General features: G+C 34.3%; 21 protein-coding genes and 1 riboswitch. Of the genes, 7 read left to right on the top strand and 14 right to left on the bottom strand.

The annotated features are described in order from the left end of the window. The first annotated feature begins 101 nt into the window (after positions 1 to 101). Together C240_RS05565 and C240_RS05560 are read left to right on the top strand one after the other, a co-directional pair. Positions 102 to 1,391, top strand: coding sequence for a murein hydrolase activator EnvC family protein (locus C240_RS05565; RefSeq protein ID WP_271492016.1), 1,290 nt, complete (start codon positions 102 to 104; stop codon positions 1,389 to 1,391). 231 nt (positions 1,392 to 1,622) lie between these two features. Beyond that, complete coding sequence (locus C240_RS05560) at positions 1,623 to 2,057, top strand: universal stress protein (RefSeq protein WP_271492013.1); 435 nt, start codon at positions 1,623 to 1,625, stop codon at positions 2,055 to 2,057. Between the two features lie 50 nt (positions 2,058 to 2,107). On the opposite strand, the gene C240_RS05555 is transcribed toward C240_RS05560, so the two are convergent. The 6 genes from C240_RS05555 to C240_RS05530 all read right to left on the bottom strand — a co-directional run bounded on the left by C240_RS05555 (position 2,108) and on the right by C240_RS05530 (position 8,178). Further along, positions 2,108 to 2,443 carry an antibiotic biosynthesis monooxygenase gene (locus C240_RS05555; RefSeq protein ID WP_271492010.1) on the bottom strand — a complete coding sequence of 112 codons (336 nt, stop codon included), beginning with the start codon at positions 2,441 to 2,443 and terminating at the stop codon, positions 2,108 to 2,110. Between the two features lie 13 nt (positions 2,444 to 2,456). Further along, entirely contained in the window at positions 2,457 to 3,884 is a 1,428-nt protein-coding gene (locus tag C240_RS05550; protein WP_271492007.1) for an ABC transporter ATP-binding protein, read from the bottom strand. Then, entirely contained in the window at positions 3,881 to 4,579 is a 699-nt protein-coding gene (locus C240_RS05545; RefSeq protein ID WP_271492004.1) for an energy-coupling factor transporter transmembrane component T, read from the bottom strand. The genes C240_RS05550 and C240_RS05545 overlap by 4 nt, the downstream gene beginning before the upstream one ends. Then, complete coding sequence (locus tag C240_RS05540; RefSeq protein ID WP_271492002.1) at positions 4,554 to 5,171, bottom strand: MptD family putative ECF transporter S component; 618 nt, start codon at positions 5,169 to 5,171, stop codon at positions 4,554 to 4,556. Before C240_RS05540 ends, C240_RS05545 begins: the two co-directional genes overlap by 26 nt. After that, entirely contained in the window at positions 5,168 to 6,337 is a 1,170-nt protein-coding gene (locus C240_RS05535) for a hypothetical protein (RefSeq protein ID WP_271492000.1), read from the bottom strand. The genes C240_RS05540 and C240_RS05535 overlap by 4 nt, the downstream gene beginning before the upstream one ends. Positions 6,338 to 6,678: 341 nt before the next feature. Beyond that, a complete protein-coding gene (locus C240_RS05530; RefSeq protein ID WP_271491998.1) occupies positions 6,679 to 8,178 on the bottom strand; it encodes an Lsa family ABC-F type ribosomal protection protein in 1,500 nt (499 codons plus the stop codon). Positions 8,179 to 8,623: 445 nt separating this feature from the next. On the opposite strand from C240_RS05530, the gene C240_RS05525 reads away from it, so the two are divergent. The 3 genes from C240_RS05525 (at position 8,624) to C240_RS05515 (ending at position 10,848) form a co-directional block, all read left to right on the top strand. Next, positions 8,624 to 9,007, top strand: a complete 384-nt coding sequence (locus C240_RS05525; protein ID WP_271491996.1) for a VOC family protein — start codon at positions 8,624 to 8,626, stop codon at positions 9,005 to 9,007. Between the two features lie 33 nt (positions 9,008 to 9,040). Next, complete coding sequence (locus C240_RS05520; protein ID WP_271491994.1) at positions 9,041 to 9,880, top strand: Cof-type HAD-IIB family hydrolase; 840 nt, start codon at positions 9,041 to 9,043, stop codon at positions 9,878 to 9,880. 116 nt (positions 9,881 to 9,996) lie between these two features. Beyond that, complete coding sequence (locus C240_RS05515; RefSeq protein ID WP_271491992.1) at positions 9,997 to 10,848, top strand: MurR/RpiR family transcriptional regulator; 852 nt, start codon at positions 9,997 to 9,999, stop codon at positions 10,846 to 10,848. Positions 10,849 to 11,097: 249 nt separating this feature from the next. Here C240_RS05515 and C240_RS05510 read toward each other — a convergent pair whose 3' ends face one another. From C240_RS05510 to C240_RS05500, 3 genes are all read right to left on the bottom strand, one after another. Continuing rightward, positions 11,098 to 11,847, bottom strand: a complete 750-nt coding sequence (locus C240_RS05510) for a zinc ribbon domain-containing protein (protein ID WP_271491991.1) — start codon at positions 11,845 to 11,847, stop codon at positions 11,098 to 11,100. Positions 11,848 to 11,860: 13 nt separating this feature from the next. Continuing rightward, on the bottom strand, positions 11,861 to 12,985 hold the full coding sequence (locus C240_RS05505; RefSeq protein ID WP_271491990.1) for a glycoside hydrolase family 3 protein: 1,125 nt from the start codon (positions 12,983 to 12,985) through the stop codon (positions 11,861 to 11,863). A gap of 93 nt (positions 12,986 to 13,078) precedes the next feature. Further along, positions 13,079 to 14,626, bottom strand: a complete 1,548-nt coding sequence (locus C240_RS05500) for a zinc ribbon domain-containing protein (protein WP_271491989.1) — start codon at positions 14,624 to 14,626, stop codon at positions 13,079 to 13,081. 167 nt (positions 14,627 to 14,793) lie between these two features. On the opposite strand from C240_RS05500, the gene C240_RS05495 reads away from it, so the two are divergent. Further along, entirely contained in the window at positions 14,794 to 15,192 is a 399-nt protein-coding gene (locus tag C240_RS05495; protein WP_271491988.1) for a VOC family protein, read from the top strand. 142 nt (positions 15,193 to 15,334) lie between these two features. Here C240_RS05495 and C240_RS05490 read toward each other — a convergent pair whose 3' ends face one another. Beyond that, positions 15,335 to 16,630: an MFS transporter gene (locus C240_RS05490; protein ID WP_271491987.1), complete on the bottom strand. Its 1,296-nt coding sequence runs from the start codon at positions 16,628 to 16,630 to the stop codon at positions 15,335 to 15,337. Between the two features lie 168 nt (positions 16,631 to 16,798). Continuing rightward, entirely contained in the window at positions 16,799 to 17,401 is a 603-nt protein-coding gene (gene thiT / locus C240_RS05485; RefSeq protein ID WP_271491986.1) for an energy-coupled thiamine transporter ThiT, read from the bottom strand. Between the two features lie 53 nt (positions 17,402 to 17,454). Then, positions 17,455 to 17,553, bottom strand: a riboswitch (TPP riboswitch). Positions 17,554 to 17,768: 215 nt separating this feature from the next. Here thiT and C240_RS05480 point away from each other — a divergent pair. Continuing rightward, positions 17,769 to 19,280: a helix-turn-helix domain-containing protein gene (locus C240_RS05480; protein WP_271491985.1), complete on the top strand. Its 1,512-nt coding sequence runs from the start codon at positions 17,769 to 17,771 to the stop codon at positions 19,278 to 19,280. A gap of 74 nt (positions 19,281 to 19,354) precedes the next feature. On the opposite strand, the gene C240_RS05475 is transcribed toward C240_RS05480, so the two are convergent. The 3 genes from C240_RS05475 to C240_RS05465 form a co-directional block, all read right to left on the bottom strand. Continuing rightward, entirely contained in the window at positions 19,355 to 19,870 is a 516-nt protein-coding gene (locus tag C240_RS05475) for a DUF308 domain-containing protein (RefSeq protein ID WP_271491984.1), read from the bottom strand. Positions 19,871 to 20,291: 421 nt separating this feature from the next. Beyond that, positions 20,292 to 20,753 carry a phage tail protein gene (locus C240_RS05470; protein ID WP_271491983.1) on the bottom strand — a complete coding sequence of 154 codons (462 nt, stop codon included), beginning with the start codon at positions 20,751 to 20,753 and terminating at the stop codon, positions 20,292 to 20,294. A 142-nt stretch (positions 20,754 to 20,895) separates the two neighbouring features. Next, on the bottom strand, positions 20,896 to 21,999 hold the full coding sequence (locus C240_RS05465) for an NADH-dependent flavin oxidoreductase (RefSeq protein ID WP_271491981.1): 1,104 nt from the start codon (positions 21,997 to 21,999) through the stop codon (positions 20,896 to 20,898). Positions 22,000 to 22,036: the final 37 nt, after the last annotated feature.

Below are 22,036 nucleotides of genomic sequence, written 5' to 3'. Positions count from 1 at the left end.
TCCTCACAAAATTATGGTATACTTTAGCTTGACTAACAAATGAACCAACATACTTTTATAGTATTCGTTTAGTATGACTAATAAAAAGCGAGGAACATCACTTGAAGAAAAAATTAATCTTAACACTTTCATTCATTCTATTAGTGAATACTGCTCCTATGAGTGTATTTGCAGAAGATATCGATCAAAAAATTAATAATCAAACGAAAAAAATTGAAGAAATTATAAAAACGGAACAAGATGCCAAAGATTTTTTAGCTTCTTTGGAAAACCAAATCAAAACAATTGAAACTGAATACGAAACAACATTAGCTGAAAAACAAAAAAATGAGAAAGAGATGAATCAATTAAATAATGATATCTCTACACTCCAAACAAAAATCGAAAAAAGAAACGATCAATTACAAGCTCAAGCAAGAGTAACACAAACCAACCATGAACAAGAGTCTATTTTAACAGTCATCTTAAGTGCGGATTCATTCTCTGACGCTATTTCAAAGGCTTTAGCTGTTAATACATTAGTAAGCGCCAATAATGATATTCTTACTGCACAAAAAGAAGACAAGAAAGAATTAGATACTTTAAAAACATCGCTAACTGAAACTATTAAAATCCTTGAAACAAAAACAGAAGAACTTGAAGAAAAAGAATCCACCTTAGCTGAAGCGAAGTTAGATCAAAATGTAAAAATTAACGAGATTGCTGCAACCTTAGCAACTGAAACCGCAGAAAAAGAAAAATACGTTAAACAAAAAGATGAAGCTGAAAAGCAAAAACAAGCTCAGCTAAAAGCAATCGCAGAAGAAAAGAAAAAAGAAGCAGAAGCGCTTGCTTTAGCTGAAAAACAAGCAGATGAACAAGCTAAGAAAGCTGCAGAAACTGCTGCTGCGAACCAAGCAACTGCAGCAAATAATACTGCAAGTTCTTCAAATACGACCTCGTCGAATGAGAACACTAATAATAGTCAAGAAACAGTAACTCCACCTGTTTCATCCGGTGGTTGGTCTGCTCCTGTTGCAAGTATGATCGTTACTAGCGGCTTTGGCGGACGTGAAGATCCTACAGGTATCTCAGGATCTTTCCATGATGGTATTGACTTTGGCGGTGCAAGCGGCACGCCAATTATGGCAGCCCGTTCTGGTGAAGTTGTTAGTGCCAATTACGGCGGCATGGCTGGTAATCACGTTGTTATTAAACACGATAATGGTTACTACTCTTACTACCTTCATATGAGCAGCTTAAGTGTTGCAGCTGGTCAAAGTGTGAGTGCCGGTCAAATGTTAGGCGGTATGGGAACTACTGGTAATTCTACCGGTGTTCATTTACACTTTAGTATTTCTACAGGTCTTTGGAGTGGCTTTGTTAATCCAGCTCCATTCCTTGGTTTATAATTATTGAATGAGGTCGAAACAGAATTTTTAATCCTCAATAAATAAACTAATATTTATGTGATTCTACTCCTGCAGTAAAATCACATGTAGCGTGTGAAGCAAAACTGATTTTTAGTTTTGTCCTACACACGCTTTTTTTATTCACTGTTTATGTCATTTCTCAGCGCTTTATTTAACCTCTTTTGATGAACATGATATAATGAAGATAGATAAGAAAAGGAGCTGATAGAAATGATTAATAACTATTCAACTATTTTAGTTGCTGTTGACGGATCAAAAAATTCTGAATTGGCTTTACAAAATGCTGTTGCTATTGCAAAAGAAAAGCAAGCTTCATTATACTTACTATCCGTTATAGATGAGAATGCAATTAGCCATAGTTCTTACGCCTTTTCCAAAGTTTTAGCTGAAGAAAAAGAAGCTCTTGAAAAGGAGTTATTAAAGAGTATTTATTTTGCCACAGAAGAAGGGCTAGATGATGTGACTCCGATTGTTGAAATTGGTAATCCTAAAGAGTTGATTGCTACCACTATTCCTGCGAATCATTCTATTGATTTGATTGTGATCGGTGCAACTGGAAAGGGTCAGATCCAGTCAAATCAACTTGGAACGACAACTAGCCATGTTGTTCAGTATGCACCTTGCAATGTACTCGTTGTAAAATAAACTAAAAAAACAATCACTGTCTTTGAATGACGATGATTGTTTTTTAGCTATTAAGTTAATACTTCGTATTCCGCAATTGTACTAGAAATAATTCCAGGTCTTTTCTTTTCACTATCTGTTTTTTCTTGAGGATTTTTTCTTTGGTGCATCTTTTTGAAAGATTGGCTTTGCACCCAATTTTTCTGATGTTTTTTTGATTCCCAACGACTTAAAACTACTAATTCAGTTATTTCAGGATTATCTGGCAACTCACGCTGCATTAACTGAAAATCAAGAAATCCTTCAACTGCATCCATACTTTCTTTTGTATGACCAGCCGTAAATTGTTGGATGATTTTTTGCGAATGGTCGGTTTCAGTTTGAATAGTGTTTGTTACGATATACATAATAACTCCTCCATTATTCCTTAATAGTTGGTGCGATAAAGTAATCTTCAATAATTTGACCGCAATCAAAATGCAAAACACGTTGGCACGTTTGACTAAGAAATTCTTTATCATGAGTAATGACTAAAACTAAAACATTTTCCTGCTGAAGCCATCGGATCGTCTTGCTGACCTCTTCCATATGCACTAAATCCAATCCGCTAGTAGGTTCATCAAAAATAATTAGTTTTTTACCTGATAAAAGCGCGCTTGCAATTGCTACTCGCTGCTTTTCACCACCCGATAATGTTTGGGGATGACGATCCAACAAGGGCTCTAAATTTAGCATTCGTACAATATGATTGAATGCTTTTGTATTTTTAGCATTTAAGGTTATTTCCTTTTCTACCGTTTCAAAAAATAACTGCAAGTTAACATCTTGCATAACAACAAAGCTTTCTTTTATCAATTCTTTGGCTGTCATTTGTTTTTGATTGAGTGTGATTGTTCCTGTTGTTGGTTTCAGTAAGCCCGAAAATAATTTTGAAAATGTCGATTTTCCAGCTCCATTATGCCCAATAATACCTGTAATATAATTACTATTCACTGTTAATGCAGGAACATTCAGAACAGAAGGCTGCTTACGATAATGGAAATCAACATTTTCAAAAGCTACCGTTAATTCACTGAATTCATCGGATTGTATATCCACTACTTCTAACTCTGTTGATTTAAGTGACCTTAACCCCATTTTTTTGAGTGATGCTGCAGATTTCGCCAACATTTCAGATTTGGTGTAACTTTGAATGATTTTTCCCTGTTCCATTACTAGATATCGATCTGCCAGCTCCGTTAGATAGTGTAATCGATGCTCCGAAACAATAATCGTCATTCCTTGTTTTTTTAAAACTTCTAGATAGCCTTTAAGCTGTTCAATTGTCGCTTCATCTAAATTACTTGAAGGCTCATCCAATAGAAATAACTGATGATCCAACATACTGGCAGACGCAAAGGCAATCAATTGCTTTTGCCCTCCCGATAAATGAAACATACTACGCTCTAAAAATTCTTCTAACGAGAATAAACTGGTAATTTTCTCAATTCGCTCAAGCATGTCTTTTCTTGGTACACCGTAATTTTCCATTGCAAATGCCAGTTCAGAGTACACATCACTCGTAAAAAACTGCGTTTTAGGATTTTGAAAAACCACACCAATTCCGCGGACATACTCATTAAATTCTTTAGTGCTAAAATCATGTCCTAACACAGTTCCCTCACCTAATAAATCGCCAGGATACAATTCGGGAATTAGACCATTTAAAATACGTAATAACGTAGATTTCCCACAACCGCTTTTACCACATAAAACGATAAACTCTCCCGCTTTAACATCAAGATTAACGGTATCAATAATTTTTTCATGATCTTCGTAAGCGAAACTTACTTCTTTTAAATCAATCATCCCAATAACCTCCCACCAATTGCGCCTAAAATTAAGACAGTAATCAGTAAATAATCTTGGATTTTCAAGCGGATTTCATACACACTTGTATGTTTTGTTGGATTTGCAAGTCCTCGAACCAACGCTGCTGAGGATAAATCAAGTGATGTATTTTCAGCCGACATCAGAATAGGAACAATTATAAACTCCATGGTTTGCAATGGATGTAAGAATAAATCAACCGTTGAAACCGCAATTCCTCGGTATTTCATGGCATTACGTATACTTCCAAAATCCTGAAAAAGTGTGGGGAAAAAACGAAACAAAACAGTTAATGGGATAATCACACTAAATGGCAAGTGACACTTTTTTAATGCCGCAATCCATTCACTAATTTTTGTACGATTTAAGGCAAAAGTTGCTGCCATAATGGTAGGCAACATCCGCCGGTTTCCCACAAATAGAAAATCAACAAACGCCACAAAACCATTATCTATATAAGGAAACAACAAATAATCCCCTAATACTAATAACCAAAAAATGCAATAAAAAATGACCCCTTTTTTAAAGCCATCATTTAAAATAAACAAGCCAAATAGCATTGTTACAAAGATGATTTCCGCTTGAAAACTTAACGGAAACATCAACATAAAACTAGCAAATAAAATCGTACATAATTTACTTCGAGGATCAAACGTTACGTATCTTTTTTCCATAATTTTTTCCTTTAGCTTTATCAAAATGTTTTTCGTAAAGCTTTTGCCCGATCATTAGCCCTAAAATACTACAAATAATGACTGCTGCTGTACAGAAATAAAATGTTCCTGTCGTGATTGGTGCAAAAACTTTATCAATATAAACGGCATCTTTTCCTCTAGCAACAAGTGAATCAACATACGCATTTTTCATAAACCATAACGGTAAAACCGGACCCATCAAGCCAAAGCTAAACACAGTATAACTTATCATCGTACGGACTTTGTCGTTTAATTTTGTACGGTACTGAATTAAGTCCGCTGCTACGGCACAAATAATATTCGGTAAAAATGATAATGGAAAATGCCCGGATACTAAGAAAAATAAACCCATGACACTACCCATAATTGTAATTGCCCCAAAACGAGGAATTCGATGAATCACTAATAAGTATACAATACCTGCAAAAAGTGCCGTAGCACTAGGAATTAAAACTGAATTAAATGCTGGAACTGTAAAACGTAAAATAAGCATTGCAATAGTAACAACTAAAAAATAAATAGCGGTATAAATACCAATAGAAATAAAATCTTGAATTTTTAACTTTTTCATTCTTTAACTAACCCTTCTCGTTTTATTGTAAATAATACTAATAATTGCCCAAATTTCTTACTAAAAACCTTTAACTGATACCGACCTTGCTTTCCTAGTTGTCTGCTTGGCAGTAATAATTGATTTCCAGATAGTTCATAATTCAGTTGCTCAGCTTGGACTGTTGTTCGATTTGCTGTAACGACTTCAAAATGAGCTTCTCTTTGCTTTAACTCTTCAATTATTTCTGAATCAATGGCTAAACAAATGGTTTCCTCCGGTAAATACTCAGACTGAGATAACTGCGGCTTCACCGTCATTGGCTGTTTTAGTTTTGCTTTAAAATAAACATCTTCAAAACCTGTTGCTAAAATTTCAATGATTACTTCCTCATCCGCTACCCAAGAATTGAACGACTGATAACGTTTTTGATCTGTATTTGCCAAAAGTCCAAATTCTAAATGATTTTCTGGCTTGTGATATAGATAATCCGGCCATAAGAGCGGAATTGTTTGCCCGTTTTTAGTGATGGTAAAGCTGTATATGTATTTCCCATAAGCTTCATGAAACTGGTCGTAATTTGTAATTCCATACTCTGGTAAAAATTGAACCATAGCTGCGTAACTATAATGAGCAAATGAATATAGCTCATTTACATACTCTAATTTATCTTGGACCAATTGTCCATTTTTTTCGTTAGCTTTTATTAGTAATTCGCGAGAACCGAATGTTCCCTCAAGCAGAAGTCGTTTTCTCTTATAACTTTTTAGAGCAACTAGTTCTTCTTTAGACACAGCTTGTAAATCTTCTATATCTGAAACTTTCTGAAGAAACTTCGAATACTTTTCGGGATAAATTTTTGCTAATAAATAGTCCTTTGTTTCTATATACACTGGGACTTGATTGATAACATATGTCTCTCCAACGAATCTGATTTGCTCCGCATTAGTATGAGGGAATCTTGTGATAATTTGCTGAAATGTTTCAGTTAAAACATAGTCATTCTCAGCTAAATGAGGAGAATCAGCTTGGTAAAATTCAAAAAAAGATAATGTAGTTACTCCAATAAAATAACAAGGAAACTCGATATTTTCTATATATGTCTGATCATCAAGTTTTACCGAATATTTTTCTGTTTGCTCTTTTGCAAAAGTAATTGTACTATTTTCAAAATCTAACTGCGGCACACAATCACTCCTTTCCTTATTCGGTTAGTATATCATAACAAAATGATAATGAGAATCATTATCAATAAATTAGCTCTTTAATTCTAGCTAAAAAATTAAACATTCACTGGTTTTTGTTTAAACATTGGCTTATTTGATTAATTAGCTCATTTTTCTTTATTAAAAGTTGCTTCTCTCTCAAACGCTCTTTCCTTATTTGAATAAAACATCCTATTAAGCATTTTGACAAAATAAAGGAAAAATAACAATATGCTGCATAGATTACTCTTAATTAATTCATTTTAAGAGACAATAAATCTAAAAGAACTTATCGCTTTTGAAACGATAAGTTCTCTTAACTTTTATTCTTTTGTTAAATGGATAACCTGTGTTGCTATTTTTTCTAAAAATACTTGGTCATGTTCGACTAAAAGCATTGCTGGTTTTACGGATAAAATCAATTGTTCTAACTGGTCTTGATTAAACACATCCAAGTAATTTAACGGTTCATCCCAAATGTACAATTCCGCAGGTTCGGCAAGTGATTTTGCCAACTCAACTTTTTTACGCTGTCCCATACTCATGTGCTCAATTCTATTCTGAAAAACTTCCCGCTCCATACCTAACTTATGCAGATTGTTAAGAAATTCTTGATGATTTAAGCCTTTTTTTTCCGAAAACTCCAATAAAGTCCCATGATTATCTTCATAATTTTGGCGTACATAACTAATTTTTAAGTTATTTGGATAAATCAGTTTACCTTGACTCTCACCATCAAATTGACCCAAAATATAACGAATAATTGACGATTTCCCAGAGCCATTAGGACCAGCTAACGCAATTCGTTGTCCTTGGTTTAACTCAAAAGAAAATGGTTGAAATAATTCTTGATCTTGATAGCTTAAACTAAGATTCTCAACTATTAATAAACGTTTTTGATGACCTGGCTGATAATTCATCGTAAGTGGATCAATATATTCAATATCTTTTAACAGACTTTCTTTTTCCGCTAACTGCGTTTCCATACGATTCACAATTGATTTCGAACGTTTCATAGTTTTTGCTGCCTTGGCTCCAATAAAGCCAGTATCATAAATTGCGCCACTACCTTTTTCTGAGGGTTTACCATACTTATCTTGTTCTCTTGAACGCGACCATTCAGCTTTTTCTGCAGCTGTTTTCTTTAAACGTCCAACTTCTTTTTTTAGTTTTTCATTTTGAGCTAATTCAAATTCGTCCCGCATTTTCTTTTGCTCTTCGTAGACAGTGAAATTTCCTTGATACAGTTCGAGCTGACTTTTTTCAATTGATAAAACATGGTCCACTACTTCATCAACAAAACTACGATCATGGCTAACAACGATAAAGCCTTGCCGTTTTTTCTTCAAATAATCAGCAACTTGCTGTCGACCAACAATATCTAAATGATTGGTCGGCTCATCAATTAACGGAAAATAATGATCGTCAATAAACAACAGTGCTAATAAGACTTTCGTTTGCTCGCCTCCCGAAAGCGTCTCAAACTCCCGCCATAAAATTGACGGATCAACATGAAGAAGATTTAATTCCCGTTCAATTTCCCATTGTTCAAAATCGCTAATTTCCTGCAACACATAAAATGTCAATTGCTTTTTATCTTTAATTGGTTGGGGGAAATAGAGAAAATCTAATTGATGTAGAATTTGACCAGTATAAGCTAGTTGATTCTGTAAAATTTTTAGCAGTGTGGTTTTCCCACGGCCATTACGACCTATCAAACCTAATTTCCATTGAGTGTCAAAATTCAAATTTGCTTGATCGAATAAAAGTGTTCCTTGGACATCGTACCCAAATGTTAGATTTTTAATTTCTATTTTAGACATATACTCACCTCGTTAAGAAAAAACAAAAAGTAGGAATATTCCTTCCTAGCTTCTTAAAATGCTATTTTCAAAACTGGCCGTTCGCGTTGGGGTACACAAAAAGACCCGAACACTGAAAAATTAATGCCAATTTTGAAAATCTGCACACTGCTCCCTTGATTCTATCAAGGCACAGTCTGAATGCAGCTTCAACAAATGGACTCAATTTTTCAACGCACGGATCCCTCACTTCGTTTTTTATTGGTTTCACTATAGCATGATTATTTACTTATTGTCAAACACACTTAATTTGATTTTTCCCCAAATTTTGAGAATAATTTTTCAGGTAATCTTCGACTCCAAGTTAATTTTGAAAAGATTCTGCCAAAAACCTTGAATTTCCTTACTTTCATTCAATTCTGTTCTATACTAGTGTTGTAAAAACTTTCGTAAAGGAGATTTAAAGATGAAAATTGAACATATCGGTCTATGGGTAAACGATTTAGAAAACATGCGTAAATTTTACGAAACATATTTTAACGCAAAGGCTTCTGAAATATATCACAACACTAAAACAGGCTTTCATTCTTACTTTTTAACTTTTTCAGATGGTGCCCGCTTAGAAATTATGCAGCGTGAGGATGTTCGCCATCACTTATCAGGCGGTGAAGTTCTTGGTTTCGCTCATTTAGCTATTTCATTAGGCTCAAAATCAAGAGTCGATACGTTAACTTACCTTTTAGTCGATGAAGGTTATGAATTATTAAGCCCTACCCGTACAACTGGCGACGGCTATTATGAATCTGTAGTTGCAGATCCTGAAGGAAATCGCTTAGAACTGACAGTTTAAAATACTTAATGTGAAAAACTTGGAGGAATAGATATGACGACAAAAGCAATTGTTTTAGATATTGATGGAACCCTTTTAAATGACGAAAAACAAATTACCTCAAAAACAAAAAAAGCGTTAATCGATGCGCAAAAGAATGGTGTTAAAGTTATTTTAGCTTCGGGCAGACCCACGCCGGGCATGCTAAAATACGTGGGCGAGCTGCAAATGGATCGTTATAATGGTTTAATTGTTTCTTATAATGGCGCACACGTTTTAGATATCACTACACAAGAAGAATTATTCAGCCAACCGCTCTCTATTGAAACGACACAACAGATTTTAGAACATTTAAAACAATTCGATGTAATTCCAATGATTGCTAAAGATGAATATATGTATGTCAATAATGTATATAATTGTATGTTAGAACTAGCTGAACCTCATGGTAACTTCAATATTATCGAGTATGAATCACGTGGTGGTAACTTCCAATTGTGTGAAAAACAAGATTTAGCCGCTTTTGTTGATTTTCCTTTGCATAAAATTTTAGTTGCCGGTCAACCTGAATATTTGGAAGCAAACTGGGAACAGATCTTAGCACCTTTTAAAGGCAGTGTTAGTGGCATGTTTTCTGCTCCGATGTATTTCGAATTTACGGACCAAGGAATCGATAAGGCTAATGCACTTGAGCAAGCATTAAAACCTTTAGGAATTCATGAAGAACATATTATTTCATTTGGCGATGGGCAAAATGATTTATCTCTGATAAATTACGCTGGAACAGGTGTTGCGATGGGCAATGCCGTAGATGAATTAAAACAAGTTGCCAATAAAATTACTTTATCCAATAATGAAGATGGTATAGCTGCCGCTTTAGCTGAACTACTTTAAATCAAAAACTAGAATGGGAATTATAACTTCCGATTCTAGTTTTATTTTTTTCACCTATTTTATGATAATCAGTTATAATTCAATTATATGAATAAAACTGAAAGGTGTTAGCCGTTATGAGTTTGCTGATTAAACTAAAAAATTTAGATAAACTAACCACAAGTGAGGAGGTGCTCGTTCAATATATTCTTGAATTTCCGCGAAAAGTCATCCATTTTTCTCCAAAAGAATTAGCAGAACATTCGTATGTTTCTATTTCTACTATTTACCGCTTAATAAATAAACTGAATTTAGATGGTCTAAATGATTTAAAACTAGCATTAGTAAACGATCTGAATGAACAAACCAACGAACCAATTATCAACATGGATTATCCGATTTCAGCTGAAGACAATCAATATGCTATGACGCAAAAACTAAAAACAGTCTACGAACAAACCGTTCAATCGACGATTGAAATTAATCCGATTGAAACCATGGCTGCCAATAGTGAGTTGTTAAAGAATGCTGATTTTATTGACATCTATGCGTCTTCTGCAAATGTTTATTTTGCACAAAATTTTCAATTTCAAATGCAGGAAATCGGTAAACGAATCGCTGTTCCTATCGATGATTACATGCAAAATCTCTCTGCTTGCAATAGCACACCAGAGCACTTAGCTATTGTGGTTTCTTACGAAGGCCGCGGGACTAGTGTTAAAAAGATAATTGAGATTTTACAGAAAAATGGTAGTAAAATTTTATTAATTACATCCAAGAATAGTCCGTTATTAAAGGAAAATGTCTCAGGTATTTTACTTTTTCCTTCTTTAGAAAATCATTACAATAAAATTTCTTCATTTTCTACCCGATCCTCATTGATGTATATTTTTGATAGTTTGTATTTAAGTTATTTTAATCAAGATTATGAAAAAAATCTGGCTTACAAACTGGAAAATTATCAAAAAATGAATCCTGATTTAATCTAAAAACAAGAATCTGAGATAAAAGCGTTAGCTCCGAGAAATGAGTAGATACTATGAAACACAGTTCGTACTTCACTGTGTTTCACAGCAATTTCAGCTTATTTCCGAAGCAATCAATTCTTATAGCTTCGGCTCTTAGAAATTGTTGTGGTCGGAACGAAGCGAAGTAGTTGCTTTTTTTCGCTGTTTATTCGAGCTTGAAGTATGGACCAAAACTGATTTTTAGTTTTATCCTACACGCTTAATTATCGCCTAAACCATTCTTGTTTCAACGATGAATTTCAGAATAAAGAAAAGGATCGTTAGTGGTACTGCCATTGTAAAAAGAGTTAGGAAAAAACGTCCAAATGCACCGCTTATTTTAAATATTTGATCTACGAAAGATAAACTTACAATTAATGCTGATAATAAAAGCAACGCTACCGTAAATGAGATTGACTCAATCATAATCAGAGAAAGCAATACTGAACCTAAACTAATATAAACCACAACGCTTGCTGGACTAAGTAGTGCATCAAACACTTCTGTAAATTGCAGCTTTTGAATCCGTCTTCTATTCACGATAAAATAAAACCCGAAAAAGAGTAAACTAAAATAAACACCAACGACTGTAACACTTTCAAAAAAAGAAGCTAATGGAGCTTTTGCTACAAAAAAACTAAACCTCCCAATACTCACACTCAACGCAATACTATTAAGCACTATCAACAAAATAAAATTAATAAAACCAAATAATGGTACATGTGATTCCGCTCTTTTATCACTTATTTTTATTTGTTGATTTAACCAACGAAAATAATTTTTACTTTCATTGGTCAATTGCTGAACAGTTTGATTATCTTTTAATTGCTCACTTAATTTCTCTTGAATCGGTACATTTTTTTCAACAACAGGTTCACTTTGAGTTGCATTCACCTTTTCAGCTTCTTGATTTCTACCGCAAACATTGCAGAATTTAGCTCCTTCACTAATTTCTGCACCGCATTTTACACAATTTTTCATTTTTTAGACTCCTCTACCAATTTATTAACCCTACATCCATTTTCATTTTTAACACTCGATAAACAGACTGATTCAGTTGTTCTTCTGTATATGTTCCATCATTAATACTTTGTAAAACATACGGAATTTGCGTTTGAAATGATGAAGACAAAATCAGATCATTCCCAGCTTTTAGTGCTGCAATACCCGCTTCTTCCTGTGAAATGAACTCAGCCAAACCAGCCATATCCATATCATCGGTCATTATTACACCATCAAACCCTAATTCATTTCGCAATATATCATGAACAGGGCGGGAAATGGAGGCTGGCATTTCGCTGTCAATACTCGTCACAATATTATGGGAAACCAGCACACTGTCTGCTCCCGCTTTAATTCCCGCTTGAAACGGTAAGAAATCATTTGCTCTCAGCTCATCCAGACCGCGATCATCATAAACAATTTCCACATGAGAATCACGATTATTGCCGTAGCCAGGAAAATGTTTTAAGGTTGAAACAATTTTTTGTTCTTTTAATTCTTCTACAGCTTCTTTTACATAACGACTCGTTTGCTCTGCATCCATTCCTAAAGTTCGATCATAAATAAAGGCTTCTGGGTCTGTCGCAACGTCTGCATCTGGAAACAGTCCACCTTGGATACCATAACTGCGTAAAACTTCGGCTTTTTGTTTAACTTCAGCTTTGATCCCACCCCAGCCAGATTCTTGATAAATTTCTTGCGGTGATTTAAAAGCTTTATCGACCAGATTTGTACCACGGCTCAAACGTGAAACTGTGCCGCCTTCTTCATCTGATGCAATAAATAATGGTAATTCGCTTGCTGACTGATAACTGGCAATTTTCGCCTTCAACGATTCTGGTGTCTCGTTTTCCACATCACGTCCAAATAAAAGATAACCGCCTAAATGATAGCTTTGGATCATTTCAAGTTGTTCCGCCTCTGGTACTCTAGCAAGGAATAACTGTCCGACTTTTTCTTCTACACTCATCGAAGCCATTAAATCATTGATTGCCTGTTCTTGATTTTTCGTCACAGCTTGTTCACTGCTCTCTGTTGTTTTACTTGTGCTTGTTGTTTCAGAGTAAGATGTTGAGCTTTGCTCCATTTTCGTAGCTTTATTTCCCTTTGAATTCACAAATAATACGACTCCTGAACTGATTGCTAAAATAAGTAGTAAAATAGCTAATGCGCTTAATAGCGTTTTTCTATTATTGATGATCTTTCCTCCTTACTCAATTCCGCCATTATCCACTACTTCAAAGTTTTCTTTACCGCCTAGACTTTGAATATAAAATGTTTCTTTCTCTTCATCATAGACCATCGTTGCTTTTTTGTAGCGGAAAATTTGGGTAACACTGTCCTGTTTGTAGTCAGTGTAGTTGGTTTTGTACTTTATTAAGTATTGTACATTATACGTATTTTTTCCAGTCATTTGAATTGATTCTACAGTTGGAGTGCCCGAAACAGAGCTTTTGGCTTTACTATCACGAATAGATTGAATAAATGTTTCAAAATCCTGATATTCTACGTTTGCTTTACCGTCAGTAAAGTATGTTGCTAATTTTTGTTTGGCTTCTTCATCAAATTTTGAGTAAGAACTTGTATCACTAGTCACTTCGGAATAAACGCGACTTAAAAATAATTCCACATCTGATTTGTCTTGTATTCCTGAAAAATGTAACTCAATGGTTGATGAGTAGCTATCTGGATCATAGTCATCAACTTCATACGAGTCTTCATCAAGAATTTCTTTTTTGGTTTCCAAAACACTTTTATCTTCTACCGTTTTTTTCAATTGAACTGTCATACCTTGATGCCAAACAAGATTTTTTACTTCAAACTCCCCAGCTACTAGTTGACCGAATGTTTCATTATCAATATAAATATCCGCATCTGGAATGTTTGACATTAGTTTGAAGGAAATTTTTCTAAAATTCAAGGTTACCTGTCCAATTTGTTCTAATTCCGGATGTTGGAATCGAACTAGATCCACAGTCGTTTCGGTTGTTTCGCCTGCTAGTTCACCTTTTACTTTATAGTCCATTGGTGTTAATGGACCCCACACGATTTGTTCTTGTTTATCACTTGTGATTTCTTTTTCTTGATTATTTAAAAAGAGCTTCATGTCCTTTTGATTCGTGCTAACAGTGATATACCCTGGTTTAAGCTCCCACTGATACTCGTCGAATAAGAGCAACTTCTTGCCATTTTTGACTAAAACTAGATCACCTGAATTGCCATTGCCACTCCCTAGTTCTCCAAGTAAAAGCGAAAAGGCTTCTTTATGTTCGGTTTGGTTATAGTAATCAAAATATTTTTTTAGTTCTTCTTTAGTAATTGTATAATTTGGATCAGCAGAAATTGTATTTTTTTTCATTTGGTTCACGTCTTTATTTTTTACAATTTCAACTAAGCGTTTTTGCTGGTTTTCAAAACTATAATAATTTTTTGCAGTTAAGTAACCACCAACAATTATACAGAATAATGCGATTACTATTCCTAGCACAATTTTTCGCTTCTTACTCATAGGTTGTTTGGCTGGTGTTACTTGCAGATTAGTTATTTTCTGTGGTTGCATTGTTGCTTCTGTTGCTGTTGTTTTACCACAAGCAGGACAAAATTTATCCTGTGCTTCTAGCGTTTGACCACATGTACAAATATGTTTTTGACTGGATTCTTCGCGCGGCTTTTCTGTTTGCGTAAATTCTTCACCACAGTTTTCACAAAATAATGCATCATCTTGATTTTCATGTTGACATGACTGACATTTTTTCATCGTTCTCTCCTATTTGTTTAACATTTTTTTATCCCCTTACTATCATTCTATTTTATAGACAAAAAGTCAACTATTTTTTAAATGATTAATCTCAAATTTTTGACAAAATATAACTCACATGAGATGCTCTAACCGTAATAACTAAAAAAAGAAAGGTCGGATTTTAAATGACAGCAATGGTTTTTGTAAATTTTCCAGTAACTGATGTACAACGTTCGACAGAATTCTATGAAAAATTAGGTTTTACCAAGAATGAAGAATTTTCTACAGCTGAAGCTAGTTCAATGGTTTGGGATGATCATTTTTGGATTATGCTATTAAATCATGAGTTTTACAGCAAATTTATTAAAGACAAAACAATTGCAGATACGAAAAAAGTCAGCGGAGTTTTGGTTTCTTTTAGTATGGAAAGTGCCGATGCAGTGAAAAAATTCGGCGAAACTGCTAAAGCTAACGGCGGAGATTTTTATAAAGTGGATATGGGGATTCCAGAAGACCAAATGTTTGGACTTGAAGTGCTAGATCCAGATGGCAATTCTTTAGAACCAACTTGGATGAATATGTAAATCAGATCAATTTAAATGTGACAAAATTAAATATCCGTATTCTTGCTGTCTAACTAGATAGTAACAACAACGTAACCCCTTCGGTTTGTTTCCGAAGGGGTTGAATACTTCATTTTTATAATTTCTCATCTATGCAACAGACTCACTTCTCAAGTTCAACTTCATCCACCAACTCTTTTTCCTCCAACAATCGTTTCTGCAATTCTTTATCGTAATTTCTCGCAGATGGGATCAAAAAGTTAATCACCCCGCAAATCAACGCACCAACACCAGCGATAATAAACATTTTCTCGACACCAATTTTATCGGCTAACGGTCCAGCAAAAATCAATCCTACTGGTCCTGTAATACTCATCAATGAATTTAAAACACCCAGCACGCGACCAAGCACATTCGGCTCATAACTTTGCTGAATCATCGCCATTAACATAGTATTAAAATAAGGTGTAGCAAAACCCGCAACGATATTTAACAGTACAAAATAGATAAATCCTTTACTCGTAGGAGGTAAAAGTCCGCTTAATGTGGTCATCACGCCAATTACAGCATATGCCATAAAAATTAGTGTCATTCGATTTTTCCATTTACCAAAGACACCGATCACAGCACCACCAACCAGCATACCAACCGAATAAACAACCTCAATCAATCCGGCTTGACCTACTGTTCCATTAAAATAATTCATAGTCATCAACGGATACAAACTTGCTGCAGGCATGAAGAGCAGCATAAACACTGCGCCTACCAAAGTAATATACCAAAGCCCTTTATTCTCAATTAGTTTTTGAAAACCAAATTTAGTGTCTGCTAATAAGTGAATTTTTTCTCCTTCAGAACTAATTCTAGGAATTGTAACAAAAATCAGCAAACCAACACCGAAAAAAGCCCCAAGCACATCTAACAAAATCAAAATATTAATCGGCACAATAGCAAAGAGAAAAGCACCTAAAGCTGGCGCAATGATAAAGTTCGCTGATTGAACCATACCAAGTTGTCCATTAACTTTTGTTAGTTCCTCTTCTGGAACCATTGTTGGTAAAATTGATTGAATCGTCGGCATTTGGAATGTTTGAGCAATCGCTCGTGTTAATAACGACACAAAAACCAGCCACATTGGAAAATCAGCAGAAAGCGTGCCGGCAATCGATAAAGCTAGCGCAAAGACCGCGACAATGATATCTGTCACAATTAATAAAACTTTTTTATTCCAGCGATCAATTAGCGGGCCTACAAAAGGACTGAGTAAAACCATTGGCAACATCCCCAATAACATGGCAAAACTCAAAACAGTCGCTGAGCCTGTGGTTTTAGTTAAATACCAAATAATCGAATATTGGACAACAATACTAGTGATCCCTGATAAGAATTGACCTGTTAAAAACAAATAAAAGTTTTTTCTCCAGTGAGTAAAGTCAAAAACAGTTGATTCTTCTACCATCCAAACCACTCCTAATCTTTTTCATTATTAAAATTTTCAACTCTTGTTCCAAAACTCTCTTTCCTTTGATTTTACCTTACCCGTATTTTTCCTGCACTTAATAACTCCTTTTTAGTACGCAAAAAAAAACTGAGTCAAAATAGTTTCATTTCAACTCAGTCTCATTCGTTATTCTATTTTATCTTTCGGCTGTTTCAAAAATGCTTGATTAGCAGGTAAAAATAATTGTGGATTAATTTTGAGTAATAATACCAATACAATTGACGTTACCAAAGCTGTCGCCATACCACTCAAACCATTCATAACCAGTGAAAATAACCATGGATTCATCCCCCATAAAGCAAAACTACCCCAGAAAATAACGCCGGCAATAAAATGCCAAAAATAACGAGCAACTGCTCCTAAAAATGCTGCTGAGAAAATAATACGACTTGCTTTGACAAATTCATTATTTCTAATTGATTGCTGCAATTGATTACTGAAGAATCCAGCGAAACCAGCAAAACCAAAAGCCAAAATATACTCAATCAACACTTGAACCGGTGTTAGAAAATATACTTGTCCTAGCGGAAAATGCAGTAATCCCCAGATAAAAGCTGAAAAGAATCCTGCTTTTGCCCCTCTTCTCAATGAGTATAAGGTAATTGGAATCATCCCCAACGAAATGGAGAAACTACTGCCAATCGATGTTGGAATCAATGATAAAACCATAGCAATTGCTGCAACAATCGTCCCTTCAATCCATACATGTAACTCTGCTTTTCTTTGCATAAAAAAATCCTCCCTGTAGAACGACCAAGTCACAAAGGAGGAGTAAAAGCATATATTTACTCCATCACAATTCCTACGCTCGTACTAACGAACAGGTTCTAAGGGTTTAGAGTTATTACTCAATCTCAGCCAAGGCTCCCCTTTGTGATGGGTTCTATTTAATTTTTGAGTGTTATCTGCATTTATCAGACAACAGTAAAAGAGTATCATGTTCGTCGAAAAAAGTAAAGAAACTAGCAATTCTTCTATTTTCTATAATTATTTGCCATTTCAATGCGTTCAAGTACCTTTTTTTGAGAAAAAATAGTACATTTATAGTAGGGATAATAAGGTTTATCGCATATGTCGATTCGGGAGGTCAGTAGTTATGGAACAAGATATTTATAATTTATTAGAAGATCAAAATAAAACAATGCTCAGACTCGTAGAGATTATTTCTGAAAGTCATCGCTGGTACTCAGTTAACGAACTTGGCTTGCGCCTTAATGTAGTTGAGCGCACAATTCAACGTTACATTCATCAACTAGAAGATGCTGTTGAGGCTTATAATGATGTTAAAGAAAATTATATTCAACTAAATTACGAAAAATACAACGGTGTTCAATTAATATCAGAATCTGGCAGCAATTTTATAGAATTTAAAACATTTATTATGGAAAATGATGAAACGATGCAAGCGTTTAAAAAAATTATGTTTGAAGAATTTTATTCAGTAAAAAAATATGCCATGACTTATTTTACAAGTGAAAATTCAGTCAGAAAAAGTTTGAAAAAAATCACTCATTTTCTTAACCTGTATCACTTATCACTATCTCGCAGTACTTTTCAAATTGTTGGCGAGGAAAAAAATATCAGAGTCATCGCTTATATTATCGGATGGGTAACTTTTAAAGGTGTTTCTTGGCCATTCGATTCTGTTGACCAGCTAAAAGCTTATCAAACTGTCGATCATTTTTCAGAAACATTTGATATAAAGTTCTCTAATATCCAGCGAAAACAAATGGCTTATATGTTAGCAATCAACCTGATCCGCTTTAGAAAAAATCACGTTATTGAATTAGAATCTGACTGGAAAAATTATGTCAATCTCCAAGGTTTATCTCAGTCTTTACCCTTACTATCAGAGTTTGCAGATGATTATCATATTCATGTGGAATCTGAAATTTGTTTTTATGTTTTACTGCTGCAAATGAAGATTAAAGTTTTTGAATCTGAAGATCTCAAACAGCGGGTATTCAATTATCATAAAAAATGTAATTCTGATGTCTATCAAGCAACCGAATTATTTATCACACAGTTTAGTGAAAAAATCATTCCCATTCCGGAAGAATTAAAAGATCGTTTCTTTTTAACAAGTTTCTGTGCTCATCTATTTTGTAAAGTGTTTAAACAGCTACATGTAGATATTGATGGCCATCAAATTTTAGATGAATCTGAGTATGATTACCCAACACTAAAAGAAAATATAGCTACTTTTATTCAAGAATTGCATGAAGATAGTGGTCTTGATTTATTCTTAGAGGAAGAGTTTCTTACTCAAAAATATATTTTACTCTTCTCTTCTATTTCTCCACTAAACTATTATGAACCACCGATTCGCATTTTCTTAGATAGCGATTTACCATTTTTTGTTAAGCAAAATATTATGACAAAAATTAGTGATCGATTTAAACATGATTTTAATATTACTTTCTTACCCGATCAGTCTCTTCAAAACTCAGATATTGTTTTGACGAATATTCCAAATATTATTGAAGAAGAACAACGCTTTACTTACAAAGTTCACTTATTTGATTTTCCAATTAAATTAAGAGATTTTATTGAAATTGAGCGGAAGCTGAAATTAGTGGCACAGTTAAAAAATGAAACAGTTTCCTAGCATAACTTTTAAAGCCTTCAACTAACTTCTACGCAATAAGTAGAGGTTTAGTTGAAGGCTTTTGTTTATATTTTTCAGATCTTTTTATACATCATTACTACCGTTAGCATACTCAAGATCAACAATAAGAGACTTAAACTAAAAACAACAGTGAGCATAGCGATTTCAGGATTAACAAACAAAAATAATCCTACGATCACACCAATACTGTTAATAAATAAAATCAATAGATTCTTTTTACTCGCTTCCTTAAGTTTAAATAAGCGATACATGGAGTAACAACTTAGCCAACTTGCAAAAATATATGGAATAACACTTATGACTAGTTTTATATGAAAAAGACAAAAACATCCAAGCAATATATCTACAAGGCCCACAAAAACGATTAAATTCGACTCTAAACCTACCCAATCTTTCAAGAATTTCCCTGAATATAGCCCCATAATTCCTTTAATAATCAAAATAAGCGAAAATGAACCTGCAAGAAATATTAAATCTGTTATCGGATGTAGAATAACAATAAATGATAGTCTAATAAAAAGAAGTCCAAGTATGAATGAGCCTATTTTAAGATACTTACTTTCGTCCATACTCGAGCCCCTCCGATCTTTTTAGATTTATTTCAGCTGATATATTGAACTATAGTAATAGTATATAAAAAAATTGAACGACTTTTTTTCAACATCTTGTCGTGTGATACGAAATAAAACCAAATGTCTTTTGAGAGCTAAAAATTGATCTTTGTCCAATCATATATCTTCTCTTCTAAAAAAAATGAGTGGACAAAACTAAAAATAAGTTTTGCACCACTCACTAAATCTGAATAAACAACGAGAAAAAAACATACTGCATTTATTTCTCGAATCTAAATATTTTTGTCTCGTTGTTAACTCAAGTCTGTTTTCCAAACAGTTTTTTCAAGATTACTGATTTATTTGTTGGATAAATTCCCTTATATGAATCAGTAAAACAATTATTGTCATACTCTAAAATTGTTCAATAAGCCTACAGTTAATACGTCCCCTTAATAACAAAGAAGGAGCCGCGAATAGTCCCTGCCAGTTTGGATTTTTGGCGAGCGAATTTGAATTTCCCTTCAAATTCAGCCGGGACTTCCATCCCGTCAGAAAGTTTAAAACCAACTGCACGCTTACCACCGTCTTCAATGGTATACATCACATTGACTGATAAACCATTTTCGTAAAAAACATAGGCCATCTTAATACCATCAACTTCAAAACTTGAAACTTCAAGAGGTTTGTATGGAAATACCATATCTCGTTCTGCTAAAATTTTTTCAATCCATGCTAGTGTTTTAGGGTCTTCACTTACTGGTACAGTGATAAATTCGTGCTTGTATTTATTCCAGTAGTATCGAGCTTCATTCGCACGTAAACCAGCCATCGCCTCAGCAACTGGTGAACTTTCAAAACCGATAGTTGAAACATTTTTAAAATCCACTTTATAAGCCATTTTGACTCCTCTTTTCTTTTGTTTATAAAGCTATTATATGAACATGCTAGAGGAATGACAAATATAAGAGACTACCATAAAAAACTTCTGAATAATAAACCGCAAAACGATTCATTCAGAAGTTCTTTTATCTCTACTACTATTATTTAAGACGTTCCGGCATCATCCCTTGTAAAAAGCCCCAAACCCCATTACTAATTTTCAATTCTTCGCGATCATAATGCGAAAGATTTGTACGAATCAAATCTTCTTGACCGTCTAGAATTTTTTGTGTCCATTGAGGATCAATTAAAACCGAACGTCCCACTGCAACAAGATCGGCTGTCTCTAAAACAGTATCAACATCCTTTTTACTTCTCACATTGCCAACCCCAATTAAAGGCAACCGTTCATTGATTGTATCCTTAACATAATTGATAATCGGTTGTTCTTGATAATTTTCACTAACTGAAACTCTAGTATAATCGTTCAACGATAAGTGAAGGTAGTCCAATGGTTTTTCAGCTAGCTGATTGACTAAATAAAGAGTATCTTCTAAACGTATTCCAGGATTTTCATATTCTTCTGGCGAAAAACGATAGCCCACAATAAAATCTTTTACGCCAGATTCATCAACTACCTTAGTCACACCATCAACTAATTCATTAATAAATTTGTAGCGTTTTTCCAAAGTACCACCCCAAGCGTCTGTTCGACGATTTGAATGAGGTGAGAAAAATTGTTGGATCAAATATGTATTTGCTCCGTGAATTTCCACACCATCAAAACCTGCTTGAATAGCTCGTTTTGTTGCTTGGTTAAAACCATCTAAAATCTCATAAATTTCAGCCTCAGTTAATTCTCGTGGTACTTGTGCATCTGGTCTTTCCGCTGCAACGGCACTCGGTGCAACTGGTTGAAGACCTTGCAGAACTTTGGAATCAGTCATCCGTCCGCCATGAAAAATTTGCAGAATCGCTTTCGTATGATTTTTTTTGATTGTTGCAGCTAATTTTGCTAATCCAGGAATAAAACGATCATCATAAACACCTAGTTCTCCATCCCAGCCTTTTCCACCTTCATGAACATTGGCAGCAGCTGTGATAAAAGCCCCAACTTCTCCTGAACGCAACGCATAATACTCAAGCTCATCCGTTGTTACCACACCATCATAAAATGACATTTTTGTTGTCATTGGTGCTATAACGATTCTATTTTTTAATTCTAATCCTCGTTTGAATGTAAAAGTTGACTCTGGTTTAACCATTGATAAAAACCTCCTCACATTTTAAATGCATGCACAT

Origin of the sequence: Enterococcus sp. 5H, from assembly GCF_028128615.1 — a bacterium.
Taxonomy (GTDB): domain Bacteria; phylum Bacillota; class Bacilli; order Lactobacillales; family Enterococcaceae; genus Enterococcus_L.
The sequence above is the reverse complement of the archived record's forward strand: the minus strand, read 5'-3'. Positions and strand labels throughout refer to the sequence as shown.